This window comes from Streptomyces sp. NPDC014861 (assembly GCF_043081625.1).
In the GTDB taxonomy this organism is placed as follows: domain Bacteria; phylum Actinomycetota; class Actinomycetes; order Streptomycetales; family Streptomycetaceae; genus Streptomyces.
The window spans coordinates 206,227-225,294 of record NZ_JBIBWV010000001.1 but is presented as its reverse complement, the minus strand read 5'-3'; the positions used below and the strand labels follow the sequence as shown (position 1 = coordinate 225,294).

20 protein-coding genes and 1 tRNA gene are annotated in these 19,068 nt (G+C 73.9%); 15 read left to right on the top strand and 6 right to left on the bottom strand.

Annotation, left to right across the window (positions count from 1 at the left end; translation table 11 throughout):
- Positions 1-468: 468 nt before the first annotated feature.
- The 5 genes from ACF1BN_RS00860 to ACF1BN_RS00840 form a co-directional block, all read right to left on the bottom strand.
- Positions 469-1,335, bottom strand: a complete 867-nt coding sequence (locus ACF1BN_RS00860; protein ID WP_392329440.1) for a GNAT family N-acetyltransferase — start codon at positions 1,333-1,335, stop codon at positions 469-471.
- A gap of 311 nt (positions 1,336-1,646) precedes the next feature.
- Positions 1,647-2,540, bottom strand: a complete 894-nt coding sequence (locus tag ACF1BN_RS00855; RefSeq protein ID WP_392329439.1) for a hypothetical protein — start codon at positions 2,538-2,540, stop codon at positions 1,647-1,649.
- The gene (locus ACF1BN_RS00850; protein WP_392329438.1) at positions 2,537-3,568 is read right to left on the bottom strand and encodes an SPFH domain-containing protein; all 1,032 of its coding nucleotides are present in this window, start codon (positions 3,566-3,568) and stop codon (positions 2,537-2,539) included. Before ACF1BN_RS00850 ends, ACF1BN_RS00855 begins: the two co-directional genes overlap by 4 nt.
- A gap of 87 nt (positions 3,569-3,655) precedes the next feature.
- Complete coding sequence (locus tag ACF1BN_RS00845; protein WP_392329437.1) at positions 3,656-4,789, bottom strand: DMT family transporter; 1,134 nt, start codon at positions 4,787-4,789, stop codon at positions 3,656-3,658.
- On the bottom strand, positions 4,786-5,730 hold the full coding sequence (locus ACF1BN_RS00840) for a phosphatase PAP2 family protein (RefSeq protein ID WP_392329436.1): 945 nt from the start codon (positions 5,728-5,730) through the stop codon (positions 4,786-4,788). Before ACF1BN_RS00840 ends, ACF1BN_RS00845 begins: the two co-directional genes overlap by 4 nt.
- Before the next feature lie 170 nt (positions 5,731-5,900).
- On the opposite strand from ACF1BN_RS00840, the gene ACF1BN_RS00835 reads away from it, so the two are divergent.
- Both ACF1BN_RS00835 and ACF1BN_RS00830 read left to right on the top strand, forming a co-directional pair.
- The gene (locus tag ACF1BN_RS00835) at positions 5,901-6,503 is read left to right on the top strand and encodes a TetR/AcrR family transcriptional regulator (RefSeq protein ID WP_392329435.1); all 603 of its coding nucleotides are present in this window, start codon (positions 5,901-5,903) and stop codon (positions 6,501-6,503) included.
- Between the two features lie 119 nt (positions 6,504-6,622).
- Positions 6,623-6,988: a DUF488 domain-containing protein gene (locus tag ACF1BN_RS00830; RefSeq protein ID WP_392329434.1), complete on the top strand. Its 366-nt coding sequence runs from the start codon at positions 6,623-6,625 to the stop codon at positions 6,986-6,988.
- Positions 6,989-7,120: 132 nt separating this feature from the next.
- Here the strand turns inward: ACF1BN_RS00830 and ACF1BN_RS00825 are convergent, their stop codons facing one another.
- Positions 7,121-7,651: a DUF309 domain-containing protein gene (locus ACF1BN_RS00825; RefSeq protein ID WP_392329433.1), complete on the bottom strand. Its 531-nt coding sequence runs from the start codon at positions 7,649-7,651 to the stop codon at positions 7,121-7,123.
- Between the two features lie 104 nt (positions 7,652-7,755).
- On the opposite strand from ACF1BN_RS00825, the gene ACF1BN_RS00820 reads away from it, so the two are divergent.
- The 13 genes from ACF1BN_RS00820 (at position 7,756) to ACF1BN_RS00760 (ending at position 19,050) form a co-directional block, all read left to right on the top strand.
- Positions 7,756-7,829 (top strand) — tRNA-Pro (locus tag ACF1BN_RS00820).
- 430 nt (positions 7,830-8,259) lie between these two features.
- Positions 8,260-9,267 (top strand): TauD/TfdA family dioxygenase, encoded by a 1,008-nt coding sequence (locus tag ACF1BN_RS00815; RefSeq protein WP_392329432.1) that lies wholly within the window; start codon positions 8,260-8,262, stop codon positions 9,265-9,267.
- Positions 9,268-9,311: 44 nt separating this feature from the next.
- Positions 9,312-9,704 carry a cupin domain-containing protein gene (locus ACF1BN_RS00810; RefSeq protein WP_392329431.1) on the top strand — a complete coding sequence of 131 codons (393 nt, stop codon included), beginning with the start codon at positions 9,312-9,314 and terminating at the stop codon, positions 9,702-9,704.
- 29 nt (positions 9,705-9,733) lie between these two features.
- Positions 9,734-10,915, top strand: coding sequence for a LeuA family protein (locus ACF1BN_RS00805; protein WP_392329430.1), 1,182 nt, complete (start codon positions 9,734-9,736; stop codon positions 10,913-10,915).
- A gap of 13 nt (positions 10,916-10,928) precedes the next feature.
- Positions 10,929-11,261 carry a Dabb family protein gene (locus ACF1BN_RS00800; RefSeq protein ID WP_392329429.1) on the top strand — a complete coding sequence of 111 codons (333 nt, stop codon included), beginning with the start codon at positions 10,929-10,931 and terminating at the stop codon, positions 11,259-11,261.
- Positions 11,262-11,370: 109 nt separating this feature from the next.
- Positions 11,371-12,783, top strand: coding sequence for a phenylacetate--CoA ligase family protein (locus ACF1BN_RS00795; protein ID WP_392329428.1), 1,413 nt, complete (start codon positions 11,371-11,373; stop codon positions 12,781-12,783).
- Entirely contained in the window at positions 12,780-13,742 is a 963-nt protein-coding gene (locus ACF1BN_RS00790) for a branched-chain amino acid transaminase (RefSeq protein WP_392329427.1), read from the top strand. Before ACF1BN_RS00795 ends, ACF1BN_RS00790 begins: the two co-directional genes overlap by 4 nt.
- Positions 13,743-13,807: 65 nt before the next feature.
- The gene (locus tag ACF1BN_RS00785) at positions 13,808-14,422 is read left to right on the top strand and encodes a prephenate dehydratase domain-containing protein (RefSeq protein WP_392329426.1); all 615 of its coding nucleotides are present in this window, start codon (positions 13,808-13,810) and stop codon (positions 14,420-14,422) included.
- Between the two features lies 1 nt (position 14,423).
- Positions 14,424-15,818, top strand: a complete 1,395-nt coding sequence (gene leuC / locus ACF1BN_RS00780) for a 3-isopropylmalate dehydratase large subunit (RefSeq protein ID WP_392329425.1) — start codon at positions 14,424-14,426, stop codon at positions 15,816-15,818.
- The gene (leuD, locus tag ACF1BN_RS00775) at positions 15,815-16,387 is read left to right on the top strand and encodes a 3-isopropylmalate dehydratase small subunit (protein ID WP_392329424.1); all 573 of its coding nucleotides are present in this window, start codon (positions 15,815-15,817) and stop codon (positions 16,385-16,387) included. The genes leuC and leuD overlap by 4 nt, the downstream gene beginning before the upstream one ends.
- 77 nt (positions 16,388-16,464) lie before the next feature.
- Positions 16,465-16,848: a RidA family protein gene (locus ACF1BN_RS00770; protein WP_392329423.1), complete on the top strand. Its 384-nt coding sequence runs from the start codon at positions 16,465-16,467 to the stop codon at positions 16,846-16,848.
- A 106-nt stretch (positions 16,849-16,954) separates the two neighbouring features.
- On the top strand, positions 16,955-17,221 hold the full coding sequence (locus ACF1BN_RS00765) for a chorismate mutase (protein WP_392329422.1): 267 nt from the start codon (positions 16,955-16,957) through the stop codon (positions 17,219-17,221).
- Positions 17,218-19,050: an FAD/NAD(P)-binding protein gene (locus ACF1BN_RS00760; protein ID WP_392329421.1), complete on the top strand. Its 1,833-nt coding sequence runs from the start codon at positions 17,218-17,220 to the stop codon at positions 19,048-19,050. The genes ACF1BN_RS00765 and ACF1BN_RS00760 overlap by 4 nt, the downstream gene beginning before the upstream one ends.
- Positions 19,051-19,068 lie beyond the last annotated feature (18 nt).

The window sequence follows — 19,068 nt, the reverse complement described above, 5'->3', positions numbered from 1 at the left end:
CCTGTCAGGTGTATGCGGGGGATGTTATCCGCCGGTGCGGAGGACAGTAGGGAACGGGGAGGTGAACGCGATACGGGGAAAACCCTTGTCACCCCTCATGGCCGGGGAGGGGGTCCCCCCGAGAGGGCCGGAGGCCGGGGCCGGCGGGCGGATGCGCGAGGGCGGGCCGAGGGGGCGCGGGGGAGCGCCGGGGGAGGGGCGGACGCTCGTGAGCTGGGACGAAGGGCTTCGTGGGGGCGGGGAGGAGGGGTGGGGAGGAGGGGTGCGGGAGGGGAGGGGCGACGGCGTTCGGTGCGCGGGCCACGGGGAGGGCGGGCGGCTGGAAAGGGGCGCCGGTGAGGCGCCCTCGGGCACCCACGGGCGCCCTCGGGGGTGCGCGGGGTGCCGGCTGGGGGGAGGTTCCCCCGCGAAGGCAACCTCACCCGAAAGGGTGTGAAGTGGCTTGAACCAGGCGTAATCGGCCCGGTCTCAGCCGAGTTCGAGCGTCGTGACGCCGAAGACGCGCTCGGCCGGGACCGGTCGCACCGGGCCGGTGTACATCCGGGCCGTCTCGAAGGTCGGCGTCAGTCCGCGCTCCTCCGCGAGGCGGGCCGCCGCCGGGTTGGTCTCGGGCATGTCGACGGCGATCGACCGCGCGCCGAACCCGCGGGCCGCCTCGCCCAGCGCGTCGAGCAGCGCGGCCGCGTCCGCGGGCCCGTCCGCGAACAGCGGCCCCACACGCGCCTCGTCCTGCGCGGGCCGGACCACGCCGTAGCCGGTCACCCGGCCGTCCACGACCCTGGCCAGGGCGCGGTGCCCCGGTGTCGTCAGCCACGCGGCGAGGAAGCGGGGCCGCTCGACGTGGTGGCAGGCGGAGTCGTACGCGGCGAGTTGCGTGGGATCGACCGATTCGGCCGCCACGACACCGGTCACCGGCCGCTCCGGGGGCGGCACTTCCCCGACGTAGCGGGCGGTCCGGTAGGCCGGCGCGAAGCCTGAGCGCCGGTAGTTGTCCTGCTGGGCCGGCACCCCGTCGAGCCCCACGGTCCGCCCGCCCGCGTGGGCGAGCCCCGCCCGCCAGGTCGCGAGGCCGAGTCCCCGCCCGCGCAGTTCGGGGCGGACCAGATAGAAGCCGAGGAAGGCGTAGGCGTCCCCGTAGGTGACCACCGAGACGGCGGAGACCGGCTCGCCGTCGAGCCGCCCCAGGAAGAATCCGTCCGGATCCTGCGCGAAGAAGGCGTCGCCGTCCGCCCGTCCGGGGTTCCACCCCTCCTCGGCGCACCAGGCCCGGACGAGCTCCCACTCGGCTCGGGTGGCGGGGGCGACGACGAGCGAACCGGGGGAGAGCGTGGTCACGTGCGTTCCTTCGAGTGCCGGGGGGAGCGAGGAAGGGGCGGAGTACGGGCGGGCGGAGCCGGGCCTCCGCGGGAGCGGGCCGCTGCCCCCCGGCAGGTCGTACGACATACCTGTCACCGCACACCACATCGGTCGAAGCGCCTCACCCTAGCGCCCCCTGGTCCCGTCCCCTGAGCTCCGGCGATCGATTCCGGCCGCCCGGGGAGTCGCCCCGGGGAGCCGAGGCGGGGGACGGGTCGGGTGCGAGCCTGAGGGGGTGGGAGTCCGGAGGGGGAGGGGGTAGGAGCCCGGGGGTGGGGGCGCGGGGTGGGTCAGCCGATCAGGCGGAGGCGGGTGTCGGCGACGGCGAGGTGGACCGTCTGGCCCCAGGTCAGGTCGAGGGTGTCGGACTCGACGCCGTCGCCGAAGGCGATCAGGCGGTCGGACTCGACGGTCAGGCGGAGCCCCTGCCCGTCGCCGAGGACGCCCTCGACGCGGCTCGTCCCGGTCGTCGGTGACGGCCACGCCTCGCGGACGAACCAGGCGAGGCGCGGCTCCGTCGGTGACGGCAGGGCGAGCGCGCTGGAGCGCTGCTGCCAGAGCGACCGCAGCCAGCCGGTCGCGCCCGTGCCCGTGCCGGCCAGGACCCCCGAGGACGCCTGGGGTTCGGGACCGGCGCCCTCCGCGTCCAGCGTGTAGCGGGCGGTCTGGTGGCCGGGCGGCCCCACATAGATCTCGTTGAGCGCGAGCAGCCGCTGGCCGTCGTCCGTGGCCGCCGCGACCATGGTGAGCTCGTCGGCCGCGGCGCCCGGCCCCGCCGCGTACGGGAGCAGCCGGCGGGCGTCCGCCGGCCGGTGGCGCACGAGCACGCCCGCGTTCCGCCCCGGGTCGGCGTCGATGCCGACGACGGGCTGGCCGGTCAGGTACTTGGCGGTGTTGGCGACGAGGCCGTCCTGGCCGACGACCACCACCACGTCCTCGGGACCGAAGAGGAAGCGGTCCAGGTCGGCGCGCTCCACCCGGGTCTGCCGCCAGGTCAGCGGCACGGCCCCGGCGACGGCGGCGAGCGCGCGCCGCGTCCGCTCGTGGCGTTCCCGGACCTCGTCCGCCGAGCGGCCGCGCGCCGCCAGGAAGAACGCGGCCTGCCCGTGCGTCCCGTGCCGGGCGAGCAGCTCCTCGTACTCCGTCCTGCGGTGCACGAGGACCGCCCGCGGCGCGAGGCTCACGCGCCCGCCCCGCCGTTGCCGCCGCTTCCGCCGTTGCCGCCGCCCAGCTTCGCGAGCAGTCCGGTGAGGACGTCGGGGGAGAGGGTGAGGTGCTCGATGCGGGGCAGCTGCTCGGCGGCCCGGGTGAGCGCCAGCGCGTGCAGGACGGCCGGTTCGGCGGCGGCGTGCGCCTGGAGCCAGGCCGTCTGCGCCGCGGCCCTCGCCTCGCCGACCTCGCGGGCCGCCTCCGCCTCGGCCCGCGCCAGGCGCACCTTGCGCACCGCCTCGGCCTCCGCCCGTACCGCGTCGGCGGCGGCGGACTCCTCCGCCTCCCGGCGTGCGTTGGTGCCGCGCTGCTCGACCAGCCGCTCCTCCTGCCGGGCCAGCTCGATCTTGCTGGCCAGCTCGTTCTCCGCGATGGTCCGCTCGCGCTCGACGGCGACCGCGCGCCGCTCGTAGGTGGCCCGGTCGGCCTCCTGCTGGATCTGCTCCCTGGCGGGGGTGCGCAGGGCGCGCTCGACCTCGGGCTCGGGACGGATCGCGACCACGCGCACGGCGACCACCTCGATGCCCGTCGCCGGCAGCCGGGGCTCGGCGGCGAGACCGTCGGTGATCCGCTCCCGCACCGCCGCCACGCCGTCCACCAGAGCCTGCGCGAGCGACGTGCGGGCGAGCACGTCGAGGGCGTGCTGCTGCGCCGTCTCGGTCAGCAGGGTCGCGATCTGCTCCAGGGGGGTGCCGCGCCAGACGCCGGTGTCGGGGTCGATGGAGAAGTCCAGGCGCGCGGCGGCGACGGCCGGGTCCCCGATCCGGTACGTGACGGTGGCCTGCACGCTCACGTCCTGGAAGTCCGCGGTCCTGGCGTGGAAGGCCATGGCGAGCTCCCGGTCGTCCACCGGCACCTCGGAGAGTGCCGCGCTGAGCGGCCGGAACCAGAAGCTGAGCCCGGTGCCGTCGTGCGTGAGCCGGCCGCCCTTCTGGTGGCGGATGTGGGCGGTGGGCGCGGAGCGGAGATGGCGCCAGCCGGCGCGGCGGGTGATGTCGGCCATGAGAGAACCCCCTTGTCGTCACGATGACGATAGAGCCGGATTCCGGTTGTCGTCAAGATGACGTAAAGGGGGTGGCCGCTCAGGGGCTCAGCGGGCGGGCTCCGCCTCCGGTACGGGGACGAGCGCCCCGCCCAGCGCCTCGGCCAGGCTCGCGACCGCGGACTCGCCTACGGGCGCGGCGGGGGCGGGAACGGGCGCCGGACCCGGGAGGGGGAAGGATGCCAGGCCCGGGAGGGGGGAGGGTGCGGGGTCGGGGTCGGGGTCGGGGTCGGGGTCGGGGTTGAGGTCGGGGTCGGGGGCGGGGGAAGGTGTCGGCTGCGGAGCGGGGGTCGCCGGGCCTCCGGTGGTGAGGAGGACGACACCCCGGGCCGCGACCATCGCCGCGCCGGCGGCGATCGCCCAGCCCCAGGCGCCCGCGCGGAACGTCTCGCCCAGCAGCGCCACGCCGATGACGGCGGCCGCGGCCGGGTTCGCCAGGTTCACCACCGCGAGCGGGGCGGCGAGTCCGCCCCGGTAGGCGGTCTGCGAGAGGAGCAGGCCGCCGACCGCGAAGGCCGATATCAGGACCGCGAGCAGCGCCGTCTGCCACCACGACGGCCGACCGCCCGGCAGGCCCACCGCCAGTGCGGCGGTGAGGGTCTGGGTGAGCGCGGACCCGACGCCGGAGGCGATCCCGGACGCGGTGGCGTGCCCGAGCCCCCCGGCCCGTACGCCGCCCTCACCGTGTCCGCCCCGCCGTCCGGTGCCAGGCGCCCGGCCGCCGGCCAGCGCCGCGATCAGCAGCGCCGTCACCGCCGCGACCACCAGGGCTTCCCGCAGGCTCAGCGCCTCTCCGGGCGCGGCGGGGCCGGTGACCGCGACCAGGCCGACGAGCCCCGCCAGGGTCCACAGCGCGCCCCGCCACTCGGTACGGGTCACCCGCCGCCGGGCGGTGTACGCGCCCAGCGGCAGCGCCGCCACGAGGGTCAGGGCGCCCAGCGGCTGCACCAGCGTCAGGGGGCCGTAGTGGAGGGCCGCGACGTGGGCGAGGGCTCCGGCGGCGTTGAGGCCGACGGCCCACCACCACTGGCCGCGCGCGAGCAGCGCCCGCAGCGCACCGCGACCCGAGGGGGTCGAAGGGGCGGCGGCGAGCCGGGCCTGGGCGACGGCGGCGAGCGCGTAACCGGCGGCGGAGACCAGCGAGAGGAGCACCGCGAGCACGGTGCCGGCGGCGGTGCTCATCGCGACACCCCGGCCGCGGCCGACCGCACGAGCGACACCCTGGCCGGTGTGGGGCCGGTGGCGGACCGCGTGTGCGGCGCCCCGGCCGGTACGGGTCCGGCGGCGGCCCGCGCGTGCGGGACGGCCCGTGGCCCTGCCGGGGCGGTCCCTGCGGGCTGTGCCGGCGGGTTCGGAGGGTTCGGAGGGGTCGGGAGCGGCGCCGGCGGGCTCGCGGGCGCCGGTACGACGAGCAGCGCGAGGCCCAGCAGCACGGTCGCGGCGAGGGCGTCCAGCCAGTAGTGGTTGGCCGTGCCGACGATCACCAGGAGCGTCAGCGCCGGGTGCAGCAGCCACCAGCGGCGCAGCGGGGAGCGGGTCGCCGCGATCAGGCCGATCGCGACCATCAGTGCCCAGCCGAAGTGCAGCGACGGCATCGCGGCGAACTGGTTCGCCATCGAGTCGGTCTCGGGGGTGGCGCCGTACACGGACGGGCCGTAGACCCGCGCGGTGTCGACGAGGCCGGCGGCGGCGAGCATCCGGGGCGGGGCGAGCGGCACCAGGATGTGCAGCGCCAGGGCCGCGCCGGTGACCAGCGCGAGGACGCGCCGCGACCACAGGTAGTGGGCGGGGCGGCGCCAGTACAGCCAGGCGAGGAAGGCGATCGTGGCCGGGAAGTGCACGGCCGCGTAATAGGTGTTCGCGACCCGTATCAGCGGCTCGCCGTGGAGTAGTAGCTGCTGAACCGCGCCCTCGCCGGGGAGGTGGAGGGCGCGCTCGGCGTCCCAGACGCGGTCGGCGTTGTGGAAGGCGCGGGTCTCGTGGCCGTTGGCGAGCAGCCGGCCGAACTTGTAGACGAGGAAGAGCCCGGTGACGAGCAGCAGCTCGCGCAGGAGGGGCGGCCGCCCGCCCTCCGCCCGGGAGGCGGGGAGCAGCCCGCGTATCCCGCCTGTCCGGGTGGCCATGGCGCCGCACTTCCCTCGGTCGATCGGTCAAACGGTCAAATCTGCAACATCCGCAACAAACGGAGGAACTCTAGATCCGATTTCATCGAGACGCAAGCGTCTCGATACGTTTGCGTCTCGATTGTGCACCCCCTACTCTCGTATGTGCAGAACTGTCGTAGGAGGGACCGATGTCCACGCAGGCCGCCACCGCCGCCGCTCGCCGCAGCAAGATCACGCCGGAGCGCGAGGCGGAGCTGTACGAGGCCGTGCTCCTCCTCCTGCGCGAAGGCGGCTACGACGCGGTGACCATGGAAGGTGTCGCGGCCCGTACGAAGTGCGGCAAGGCCACCCTCTACCGCCAGTGGGGCACCAAGCCGCAGCTCGTCACCGCGGCCCTCGCCGCCCGCCGCTGCGCGATCTTCACCGGCCTCGACACCGGCAGCCTCGCCGGCGACCTGCACGAGGCGGCCCGCATCGCCTCCGCCCGCCACGAGCGCGACACCGAGCTGATGGAGGCCGTCGCCCAGGCGTACCTCCAGCACCCCGATCTGCGCACCGCTCTGCGCGAGACCGTCATCGCGCCCGAGGTGGCCGCCATCGACGCCGTCGTCCAGCGCGCCGTCGACCGCGGCGAGGTCGCCGCCGACAACCCGGCCATCGCCTTCGTCGCCCCCAGCTTCATGGGCCTGCTCCGCATCGAACGGCTCCTGGAGGACCGCTTCCCCGACGCCTCCGCCGCCCGCGCCTTCGTCGACGCCGTCCTGCTGCCGGTCCTGCGCGTCGACGGGTGAGGGACGTTGGTCCCGCGCGTCGACAGGTGCCGGGTGCGGGTCCTGCGCGTCGACGGGAGACGGGCGCAGGTCCTGCGCGTCGACAGGTGACGGGCGCCAGGGTCGCGCACCCTGGAAGCATGCCCGCCACCACCCCCGACGTCCGCGTCCGCCGCGTCTACGAGGACCCGTCCCCCGACGACGGGGTGAGGGTCCTCGTCGACCGTCTCTGGCCCCGCGGCCTCGCCAAGGCCGACGCCCGCATCGACGAGTGGCCGAAGGCCCTCACCCCGTCCACGGAACTCCGCCGCTGGTACCACGGCACCGACGGCGACTTCGACGAGTTCCGTCACCGCTACGAGACCGAACTCGAAGCACCCGAGGCAGCCACCTCCCTCGCCCGCCTCCGCACCCTCGCCGAGACGCGGACGATCACCCTCCTGACCGCCACCAAGCACCCCGAGACCAGCCACACCACGGTCCTGAAGGACCGGCTGACGAAGTAGGGGTGCCCCATAGGGGTGCCCTTACAGGGCTGCCTTGACAGGGGTGCTCGCCGACCGGGCCGGCCGCGCGGCCCTATCGGCGAGGCACCCCCGGCCCCGCCCCCCGCCCCGCCCCCGACCCCGCTCGCCGGCTCAGGCGCCGGTCAGCCGAGGTGCCTCGCCGGCGGCGTCCGGCAGGGCGACCGCGGGCTCCCTCTCCCCGCCCGGCGCCTCCACCCGCCCGGCCAGCCCCCCGGCCCACGCCACCAGCCCGGCGACGTCCACGCCGTACGTCTCGCCGCCGCCGTCCGCGTACGCGGCGACCCGCCCGGCTCCCCGCCGCAGCAGCCGCGCGCCGCCCGTCGTGTTCCCCCGGGCGGCGTGCGTCAGCCCCACGGCCAGCTGCGCCAGCCCCTGCCACAGCTCCCGTTCGCCCTCCGGCCCCGACTTCCACGCGTCCTCGAAGACCTCGTGCGCGTGGAACGGCATGCCCGCGTCCAGCAGCCGCTGTGCCTCCCGCACGGTCTCCGCCGGCGCCCGCACGACACCCTCGGGCTGCCGCGCCACGCCCTCCGCCCCGTACGGCAGCGGCCGCCCCAGCCCGTCCCGCGGCCGCGCGTTCCGCGCCCGCCCCTCGGTGTCCCGGTCCCGCCCGTCCCCTGCCCGTCCGGCATCAGCGCTCATCCCGCCATTCTCCGCCCCCACCCGCCCGTGGGTGATCGCCACCCACGGAGTGGGGTAATGTTCTCCTGCACGCCGACGCGGGATTCACCACCGCCGACGAGCACCGGGACGTGGCGCAGCTTGGTAGCGCACTTGACTGGGGGTCAAGGGGTCGCAGGTTCAAATCCTGTCGTCCCGACTCGAAAGAGTCGCAGATCAGGGGCCGTTTCAGAGCAATCTGAAACGGCCCCTCGGTCGTTTCCGGAGCCCGGAGCCCGGAGCCCGGAGCCCGGAGCCCGGAGCCCGGAGCCCGGAGCCCGGAGCCCGGAGCCCGGAGCCCGGAGCCCGGTGACCTGTTGAGCCCGGTGAAGGACGGCAGAGGTCCGATCCGGAGGCCGGCGGAGCGCGGCCCCCTGCCCCGCCGCACGCGCCCGCCCGCCGCACGCGCCCGCCTGCCGCCCGCCCCCGCCGCGCCCGCCCGTCCGCCGCTCCTCCCGGCCTTCCCCGCCTCCACCCCCGGTCGTGCCTCCTCTTTAGGTTGAGTCGAATCTCAACCGTCAGCCGATGCGGTGCCGTGAGCCGCGCTGATTGAGTATGCGTACCGAATCGAGAGAAAGCGGAGGCTGGATTTGGACGCGATAGTGGAACTGACGGACAGTGAGCGCGATCGGCTCGTCGAGAAGCTCGGGGGCGTCGAGGCGAGTCCCTACAAGGACTATCCGCAATTCAGCGAACTCGTCTCCCGGATCGTGGCCGACGGAGGAGTTCCCGTCCGCCTCCTGGAAGCGGCCGAGAGGATTCGTACCGAGCGTTCCCAGGGAATCGCGGAAGCCCATGTCCTGCGGAACTGCCCGGTGGACGAGGACCTTCCCGACATCGGCAACGAAGACCCCTCCGGCGAGAAGAAGAGCCGGAAGGAGACCTTCATCGGCGAGGGATTCCTGGAGCTCCTGGCCCAGATCACCCGGACGCCGCTGCTGTCCTACGCGAACCGTTTCGGCGGCGACTTCTTCATCGATGTCATCGCCATCAACAAATACCTGGGGAAGCAGACCGGCTACAACGGCGGCGAGGTGGTGTTCCACAACGACCGGACCGCCCACCCCGTCCGCGCCGACTACATCACCCTCCTCGGTATGCGCTGCCCTACCGAGGACCTCGTCTACACCGGGTTCGTCTCCGGCCGCCGGCTCGTCGCCGAGCTGTCGCCGGAGATCCAGCGGGCGCTGCGCGCCCCCTGGTTCGTCACGCCGTTCGACGTCGTGTCCCGCGACGCCAACGGCGAGCTCGACAGCGCGCCCGCCCACGCGATCCTGAGCGGGGAGTCGTCGCTGCGCTACCTCGACACGCACACCACGGCCGCGCCGGACGCGCCGGTCGAGGCCAAGGACGCCCTGCTGGCGCTGAAGAACGCGCTGACCCGGGTGCCCAAGGAGCGGCACCGCATGCAGGAGGGCGACGTGCTCACGTTCGCCAACCAGCACGGCCTGCACAACCGCGAGCAGATCGAGATCAGCGACGCCCGCCGCGCGCTCGGCCGCTGGCTGCTCAAGACGTACGCCTTCGCCGACCAGGCCGCGGCGGACGCGCACCGCGACGCGTGGATCGACGGCGTCCCGGGCAAGGTCGGCGACTGACCCCCCGCCGGCCACGTCCACCAGACAAGTGAGAAGGAAGTCGCATGGCTGACCAGACGGAAAAGAACGGCCTTCCGCAGCTGTACACCGGAATTCCCGGAAAATCGTTCGGGCCGGTGGACTACGCATTCGAGCCGCTGATGCGGGACGGGCGCGTCGGTGCGGAGATCCATTCGCTCTACTCGACGGCGGAGACCGGAGAGAACGGCCCCGCGGCCGCCATCGTCCGCTACCTGCCGAACGGCACCGCCCAGCCGCACCGGCACCCCGGATACGAGATCATCTGGATCGTCGAGGGTGAACTCGAGACCGACGACGGCGTGTATCCCGCGGGCAGTCTGCTGGTGATGCCGCCCGACAGCGTGCACACCCCGCGCAGCCCCAAGGGCGCCGTCGGACTCGTGGTGTGGGAGCAGCCGGTACGACCGGCCCAGTGACCAGTTCGAAGAACGGAGGACGGATTCCCATGACGAACGCGACGAACGAGCGACCCGTACGACGGATCGGTATTTTCGACACGACGCTGCGCGACGGCGAGCAGGCTCCCGGAAACGCCATGTCCGCCCAGGACAAGCTCGATCTGGCCTTACGCCTCGAAGCGCTGAACGTGGACGTCATCGAGGCCGGATTCCCGGCGTCGTCGTCCAACGACTTCGAGGCCACCCAGGCGGTCTCGGCCGCGCTCAGCCGGGCCCAGGTGGCCACGCTGTCCAGGGCGCGCAGGGACGACATCGAGACGGCGGTCCAGGCCGCCGGCAGCCGTAACCACGTCCTGCAGATCATGGGCACCGGCAGCGACATCCACCTGGAGCACAAGCTCGGCATCACCCGCCGGCAGGCGATCGACGACGCCGTCGACGCCGCCCGCTTCGCCACCTCCCTCGGGGTGGAGACCGTCGCGGTGGGCATCGAGGACGCCACCCGCGGCGACTTCGGCTACCTCCAGGAGCTCACCGAGCGCGCCGTGGAGGCCGGGGCCCGCTACATCCCGATCGCGGACACCTCCGGCTGCGCCTCCCCCGAGGAGTTCGGCCACCTCATCTCCAGGATCCGGGAGTGGGCCCCGGCCCCGGTGCGCATCGGCGTCCACTGCCACAACGACTTCGGCCTCGCGACCGCCAACGCGATCGCCGGTCTCCAGGCCGGCGCGGACGACGTGCAGGTGACCGTCGGCGGCATCGGCGAGCGGGCGGGCAACACCGCCATGGAGGAGATCTGCGCGCTGCTCGCCTACAAGAGCGACCAGCTGGGCCTGGCCGCCGAGGTCGACCTCGCCGGCATCTACCCCGTCTACAACCGCCTCCGCGAGGTCATCCGCCTCGAAGAACCGCGGAACAAGGCCATCTTCGGCAAGTACGCGTTCGGCACCGCGGCCGGCATCCACCAGGCGGGCATGCTCCGCAACCCGGCGACGTACGAGTACGTCGAGCCGGCCCGCTTCGGCAGGGAGCGGACGCTGCACATCAGCAGGCACTCCGGCCGGGCCGTGCTGCGCCACCTGCTCGACGGGATGGGCCTGCGGGTCGACGAGTTCAAGCTGAACGAGATCTACCGCGAGTACATCGCCGAGCGGGTCGAGAGCGACTGCGAGGACCTGTCCGTCCTCCGGGAGCGCCTGCTGGCGGAGCTCGCCCCCGTACCGAACTGACGGGAGGCGCGCAGTGATCAGCCACATTGTCTGCTTCCGGTTCCTGCCCGGTGTCACCTGGGACGACCCCCGGGCCGTCGCCGCCGAGCGCATCTCGCGCGGCCACCCCCGACACATCCCGGACATCGTCTCCTGGACGGCCGGCCGCAACACCACGAGCCGTGACGCGGCCCATGACTTCGCCGTCGTCGGCCTGTTCGAGGACCGGGACGCGCTGGAGCGGTACCAGGTCCACCCCGACCACCGGCGCGGAGTCCGCGCCTGGGGCGAACTGAGCACCTGGGTGGTGGTCGACCTCGACGACACCGAGGGCGCCTCGCTCGGGGAGCCGTCGCCTCTCCGCTGACGCACGGACGGCGGTTCGGGGAGCCGTCCCCTCTCCACTGACGCACGGATCTCCGCCGACGCGCGGACAGCCCCTCGGACCCCAGGAACGACCTACGGAAAGGACAGAGGTGTTCACCCTCTTCAGGCCGGAACTCGAGGCCTACGCCCGCGAGGTGCTCGCCGAGCAGCGCCGTCTCCACCAGGAGGGCGCGCCGGCGGACGACCTGCACGCGCTGCAGATGGAGCGCGTCGCGGAGACCATCCGATACGCCCGGGCCAACTCGGCCTTCTACCGCGCCCGGTTGAGCGACGTGGCGGTGCCCCCCACGGGGCCGATCGGCCTCCAGGAGCTCGCCGCGGTGCCGTTCACGACCAAGGACGACCTGCGGTCGGAGCTGTTCGACGTCATGTCGCAGCCGCTCGACCGGGCGTGGGTCTACTACGAGACCACCGGGACGACCGGCCGCGCCACGCCCTGCCCGCGGGACGAGCGCGACTCCATCGTCAACAACACCGCCCTGACGCTCGCCTACCAGGACATCTTCGCGCAGCACGGCGAGCGCCACGTCGTCGCCGTGATGGGGCCGACGGAACTGCATTCCACCGGGGACACCTTCGGCGACGTCCTGCGCAACCTCGGCCACACCGTGGTCAAGATGTGGCCGCACTCGCCCGTGGTCGGCTTCCCGCGCGCACTGGCCCTGCTGGAGCGGCTCGGGGTGACCGCGCTCGTGTGCACCCCCGGCATGGCCATCTCACTGGCCAAGGCGGCCCGCGCCGCCGGTGTCGACCTCCGCTCCCGCCTCGGTGTCCGGCTCATCCTCACCCTGGGCGAACTGACCTCGCCGGCCATGCTGGAGAACCTGGGCGCGCTGTGGTCGGCCGGCGTCTACAACTGCATGTACGCCTCGCAGGAGGCGTCGATCATGGCGGCCTGCCACGCCGACGGCCGGCTGTACACCGAGCCGCTGAACAACTACGTCGAGGTGGTCGACCCCGACACGGGCCGGGCGGTCGAACCGGTCGACGGGGTGCGCGAGGGCGAGCTCGTCGTCACGCACCTGTACCAGGGGTCCAAGCCGCTGGTGCGCTACCGGACCGGCGACATGGTCCGGCTCTCCGCGCGGGCCGGTTCGGTCCGCGAGGTGATGCAGCCGATCGGCAGGGTCCGGGACGCGCTGCGCCTCGGCGGGCGGCGGGTGACCGCCTTCGACCTGGAGCAGGCGCTGTTCACCCACGTCCGCGGCGTCATCGACTACTACCTGGTCATCGACGAGCGGGACGGGCAGGACCTCGTCACGGTCCACCTCGAACCGGCGAACCGCGAGGCGGGACTGCGGCTCGACCGCGAGGCGATCCGGCGGTCCGTCGCCGACGCCTTCGGGGTCCGCTGCGAGGTCGTGCTCGGCCCCACGGACGCCATCACCAGCACCGGCGCCATGGTCAGCTGGAAGGCGGCGCGCATCGACGACCGGCGCGGCGGGGAGCCGGAGCCCGAACGCCTGGCGGCGCTCGCCATCGCCACGGGACGCTCCGCGTGACGGCCGCCGGCCCGACCGCGGTGACGGCGCCCCCGTACGCGTACCACGACGGAGCCTTCGTCGAGACCGGCACCGTCGGCCTGCCGGTGAGCACCCAGGCCCTGCACTACGGCACGGGCGTCTTCGAGGGCATCCGCGCCTACGCCCGGGAGGACGGGCCCGGAGTGGCGGTCTTCCGCCTCCGCGAGCACCTGGAGCGCCTGGAGCGGTCCGCCGCGACGCTGCGGATCGCGCTCCCCGGCGACGTGACGGCGCTGACCGGCATCGTCCTCGACCTGCTGCGCCGCAACGGCGCCGGCGGCGACACGTACATCCGTCCCCTGGCCTACAAGCTCGCGCTCGAACCCGGCACGCCCTTCGGCGTCCGGCTGAGCGGGGTCTCCGGACAGCTGACCGTGACCACCGTGCGGATGGGCTCCTACGTGCCGAGGGAGGGCCTGCGCTGCAAGGTGAGCACCGTCCGCAGGGTGCCGTCCGTGAGCCTCCCCTCCGGGGCGAAGATCACCGGCACGTACGCGAACAACGCCCTGGCCGTCGAGGAGGCCCACGCGGAAGGGTGCGACGACGCCCTGATGCTCGGCCTCGACGGCCACCTCACCGAGGCGAGCACGTCCAACGTCTTCGTCGTCGGCGGGAACGGGAGCGTCGCCACGCCTCCGGTGTCCGCCGACATCCTGCCCGGCATCACCCGGGCGACCGCCATCGAGCTGCTGGAGCGCGAGTTCGGGACGGCGGTCGAGGAGCGGCCGGTGTCCGTGGAGGAACTGAGGGACGCCCGGGAGGTGTTCACCACCGGCACCGGCGTCGAGATCTGCCCGGTGACGTCGATCGACCACCGCGAGGTCGGCACGGGCCGGGCCGGCACCGTGACCTCCCGCCTCCGTGACGTCTACGCCGACGTGGTCCGGGGCCGCCGCCGCGCCTACGCCTCGTGGCTCACGCCCGTCGACCCCGCGTGACAGCACTCCGTACGACGTCGCACCACCCCGCACGAACCGTCCGCAGAAGAAACAGGGGAGAAGCAGTGCAGTCACCGACGCAGCAGGGGTTCCTGGACATATCCCTGCCCACCACGGCCCAGGGGCGGAAGGTCGCCACCCTCGGTCCGGCCGGCACGAGCAGCGAACTGGCGGCCAAGCACCTCATCAGGTCGCTCCCGGGCGTGGACGGCGAGCCGGCGCCCGAACTGTTCCACAGCTACGAGATGGCCTCCCGCGCGGTCATCCAGGGCACGGCCGACCTGCTGGTCGTGGCCAACGCCTATGCCAACATCTCCGAGTTCTACATGGACACGACCCTCAGCCTGGTCGGCGCGTACCACTACCAGACCCCCCAGTACGGGATCGCGGTGCCGGCCGGCACCACCCTGACCGGGCCGGTCAGGATCGCGAGCCACCCGGCGCCGATCCCGCTGATCGAGCAGCTCCTCCCGGAGGGGCTGAGTGTCGCGGAGGTCGTACGGGCGGAGTCGACCAGCGCCGCCGCGCTCGCCGCCCGCTCCGGCCGGGTCGACGCGGCGCTCACGACCCAGCCCTCGGCCGAGCGGTACGGCCTGGCGTTCATCTCCGGGACCCGGCCCATCGACATGCTCTGGTCGGTCTTCAGCCTCGCCCGCGCCGCCGAACCCGTGGCGGCCTGAGATGGGACGGACGCTCGCCGAGAAGATCTGGTCCGACCACGTCGTACGCCCCCTCGACGACGGGGGTGACCTGCTCTACGTGGATCTGCACGTCCTGCACGAGGTCAACACGCCCCGCGCCTTCGACGACCTGAGGGCGTCGGGCAGGACCGTCCGGCGCCCCGACCGCACCCTCGCGGTCGAGGACCACAACACCCCCACCAGGGACGGCGCTTCGGAGGACCTGGCCGGGCGCCGGCAGCGCGAGCTGATCCGCGCCAACTGCGACGAGTTCGGCATCCGGCTGCACCGGCTCGGCGACGCCGACCAGGGGATCGTGCACGTCATCGTCCCCGAACTGGGCCTGGCCCGACCGGGCATGACGATCGTCTGCTGCGACTCGCACACCTCCACACTCGGCGCCCTCGGCGTCCTCGCCTTCGGCATCGGCACCGGCCAGGTCGAGCACGTGCTCGCCACCCAGACCCTCCCGGTGCACCGGCCGAAGGACCTCGCCGTCGAGGTGTCCGGCGTCCTGCCGGACGGGGCCACGGCCAAGGACCTCGCGCTGGAGCTGATCGCCCGGATCGGCACCGGAGGCGGACAGGGCAGCGTCATCGAGTACCGGGGCGAAGCCGTCCGCCGGCTGTCCATGGAAGGCCGGATGACGCTCTGCAACATGAGCATCGAGGCCGGCTCCCGGGCCGGTCTCGTGGCGGCCGACGACGTGACGATCGACTACCTCCGCACCCGGGCCACGGGCCTGGACGGCGAGGAGCTCGCCGCCGCCGAGGCCCGGTGGCGTGCGATGCGCAGCGACGACGACGCCCGGTTCGACGATGTCGTCCGCATCGACGCCGCCGAGGTCGGGCCCCGCGTCTCCTGGGGGACCAACCCCGCGCAGAACCTCCTCATCGACGGGCGGGTCCCGTCCCGGGCGGACTTCGCCGCGGACGAGGAATGGGCCTCCGCCGAGCGGTCCATGGAGTACATGGGGCTGCGTCCCGGCCAGGCGGTGCGGGACCTCCGGGTGAACACCGTCTTCCTCGGCTCGTGCACCAACGGCCGCATCGAGGACCTCCGCGAGGCCGCCGCCGTCCTGGAGGGGCGCCGCGTCGCCGACGGCGTGCGCATGCTGATCGTGCCGGGCTCAGCGGCCGTCCGCCGCCAGGCCGTCGCCGAGGGCCTGGACGAGGTGTTCGCCACGGCGGGCGCGGACTTCCGCCCCGGCGCCGGCTGCTCCATGTGCTGCGCGCTCAACGAGGACCGGCTCGCCCCGGGCGAACGGGCCGCGTCCACCAGCAATCGCAACTTCGAGGGACGCCAGGGCAAGCAGTCCAGGACGCATCTGGTCTCGCCCCGGGTCGCCGCCGCCACCGCGGTCTCCGGCCGCTTCACCACCCCGGAGGACCTGTGAGTGAGCCCGCCCTCCGCACCGGCACGGCGGTGCCGCTCCGGCGCGACGACGTCGACACCGACCAGCTCGCCCCCGCCCGCTTCGTCCCGTACTACCGGCCCGAGGGCTTCACCAACATCCTGCTCGCGGACTGGCGGAGCGACCCCGGCTTCGTCCTCAACCAGCCGCAGTACCAGGGGGCGTCCGTCCTCGTCGCGGGCCGCGAGTTCGGCACCGGCTCGTCCCGCGAGTCGGCCGTCTGGGCGCTGCAGAGCGCGGGCTTCCAGGTGGTCGTGGCCGCCCGGTTCGGCGACATCTTCCGCGGCAACGCCACGACCCGCGGGCTCTGGACGGCCGAGGTCGACCACGAGGTGATCGAGCGGCTGTGGGAACAGGTCGAGGCCGACCCGTGGTCCGCCGTGACGGTCGACCTGACCACGCGCACGCTCGTGTGCGGCCCCGTCGAGAGCCCCTTCCGCATCGACGAGCCGTTGCGCCGCCGCCTGCTGGAGCCCGGGGACCGGATCGGCGAGACGCTGGCCCACCTCCCCGAGATCGAGGCGTACGAGTCGCGGCACCCCGCGCGATGACCGCCGGGCCCGGAGCCGCCGCCGCTCCGGCCCGGCCGGCCCGCCCCTTCCCTCCCTCACCTCCGGAAAAGGTACTCATGCTCAGCCAGACCTACTCCGCGCCCGGTGCCCCGGCACCGGCGGCACGCTACTCACCGGTCGTCCGCCGGGGCCCCCTGCTCGCCGTCTCGGGCCAGGTCCCCTTCCTTCCCGGCCGGCTCGACGGGCCGGCCCCCGGCATCCGCGAACAGGCCCGGGCGGTCTTCACCTACCTCCAGGAACTCCTCGAAGCAGCCGGCGCCGACGTCTCCGACGTCCTGATGGTCAGGATCTACCTGGCCCGCGAGGAGGACTTCGCGGTGATGAACGAGCTCTTCGACGAGGTCTTCGGCGACGTCCGGCCCGCCCGTACGACGGTGTGGGTGCACCTGCCGGGCGAGCTGCTGATCGAGGTCGACCTCATGGCGGTGGTCGGCGCATGAGCTCCCCGAAGCCGCTGTTCCCGGCCCCCGGCTCCCCGGAGCCGCTGTTCCCGGCCCCCGGCTCCCCGGAGCGGCCTCCGGCGCTCCTCCGAGCGGAAAGGACGGCATGAGCGTGGAGACCACGGAGTCCATCGCGCACCTGCGCACCGAGATCGACGTCCTGGACGAGCGGCTCATCGCGCTCCTGGAGGAACGCCGGGCGCTCTCCCTGAGGGTGCAGCGGACCCGTACGCGCGGAGGCGGCGACCGGCTGGCCGCGGACCGCGAGGAGTGGATCGTCCGCAGGTACGCCGACCGCCTCGGCGACGCCGGGGCGCGACTGGCCGGCGCCGTCCTGGAGATGTGCCGCGGCACCACGAGGAGCCCGCGATGACCTCGATCGCCCTCGTCGGCGGCGGGCCCCGGGCCATGAGCGTCCTGGAACGGCTCGCCGCCCGGGCGGCCGGGTCCGGCGAACCCCTCGACATCCACGTCATCGACGCCGTGCAGGTCGGCTGCGGCCGGGTCTGGCGCACCGACCAGCCGGACTGGTACCTGATGAACACGGTGGCCGGCGAGATCACCGCGTTCTCCGGCCCGCCGGACGACGGTCCGGCCCGCCCGGGCGCGGGCCCCTCGTTCGCCCAGTGGTGGGACACGGCCGAACCGGGCCGCGACCACGCCGACGCCTACGCTCCCCGCCGCGTCTACGGCCGGTACCTGCTCTTCCTGCTCGACGCGATCGAACGCGCGCTGCCGCCCTCCGCCACCCTGCACCGGGTCACCGCCACCGTGAGCGACCTGCGCAAGGACGGCGAGGGATACCGTCTGAGCCTCGACGGCGGGCGGGAGCTCTACGTCGACCGGGCCGCCCTCGTCACGGGCCACGCCCGGCCGCGGCTCACCGGCCCGCTGCGCGAGCTCCAGCGGTTCGCCGAGACCCGCCCGGGCCTGCGCTACATCCCCGGAGGCTCCGCCGCGGACATGCCCCTGGCCGAGATCCCCCCGGGCGCCAAGGTCGGCGTGATCGGCATGGGGCTCACCTTCTACGACGTGGTCGCGGCCCTCACGGTCGGACGCGGCGGCACCTTCACCGCGTCGCGCGACGGCCTCGTCTACACGCCCGGCGGCGACGAGCCGTTCCTCGTGGCCGGCTCCCGCAGCGGCTTCCCCCAGCCGGGACGCGGCCGCAACCAGAAGCCGTCCGGCTACAGCTACCGGCCCGTCTTCTTCACCGAGGAACGCGTCCGCGCCGCGGCCGCCGGCGAACGCCTCGACTTCCACCGGCACCTGCTGCCCCGCCTGATGGCGGAGGCCGACTTCGTCCACCTCACCGCCGTCCTGCGCGAGCGCCACGGAGACGACGTCGCCGAGGAGTTCGCCGCACGGGTACGCGCCGATGGCGGCGCCGTCCCCGAACTCGCCCACTGTGCTGCGGAGTTCGGCCTCGACGACGTACGCGGACTCGATTTCGACGCCCTCGCCCGGCCGTTCGCCGACCGGACCTTCGCCGACCGGGCCACGTTCGACAAGGAACTCCTCGCCGGACTGGACGCCGACGTGCGCGAGGCGGAGCGCGGCAACGTCGACTCCCCGGTCAAGGCCGGTCTCGACGTCCTGCGCAGCCTGCGCTGGATCATCCGGGAACTCACCGACTTCGGCGGCCTGACCCCGGCCTCGCACCGGGACGGCCTCGTCGGCTGGTACGCCCCGCGCAGCGCCTTCCTCGCCGCAGGGCCGCCGCTGAGCCGCGTCCGCGAGACGCGCGCCCTGATCGAGGCGGGAGTCCTCCGCGTCATCGGCCCGCAGGCGACGTACACCGCCGACACCGCGACCGGCCGGTTCGGCGTCCGCTCACCGCGCGTGGCGGGAGCGTCCGAGGCGGTCGACGTCCTCGTCGACGCCCGGATCCCCGACCCCGACGTCCGCGCCGACTCCTCCGCACTCACGCGCGCGCTGCTGCGCCGCGGACTGTGGAGCGAGTTCGTCAACGGCGGCGAGTTCGCCACCGGCGGCGTCCACGTGACCCCCTCGCCCTTCCACCCGCTCGGCGCCGACGGCCGGCCGGACCACGGCCTGCACGTGCTGGGCATCCCCAGCGAGTACTCCCGCTACTTCACCCAGGTCGTCGCGACCGGGCCGGCGGGATGGAGCGAGTTCATGCGCGACGCCGACGACGTCGCCGCGCACATGCTGCGCCCCGCCGCACTCCCCCTTCCCTGACGATCGGAGACCAGGAAG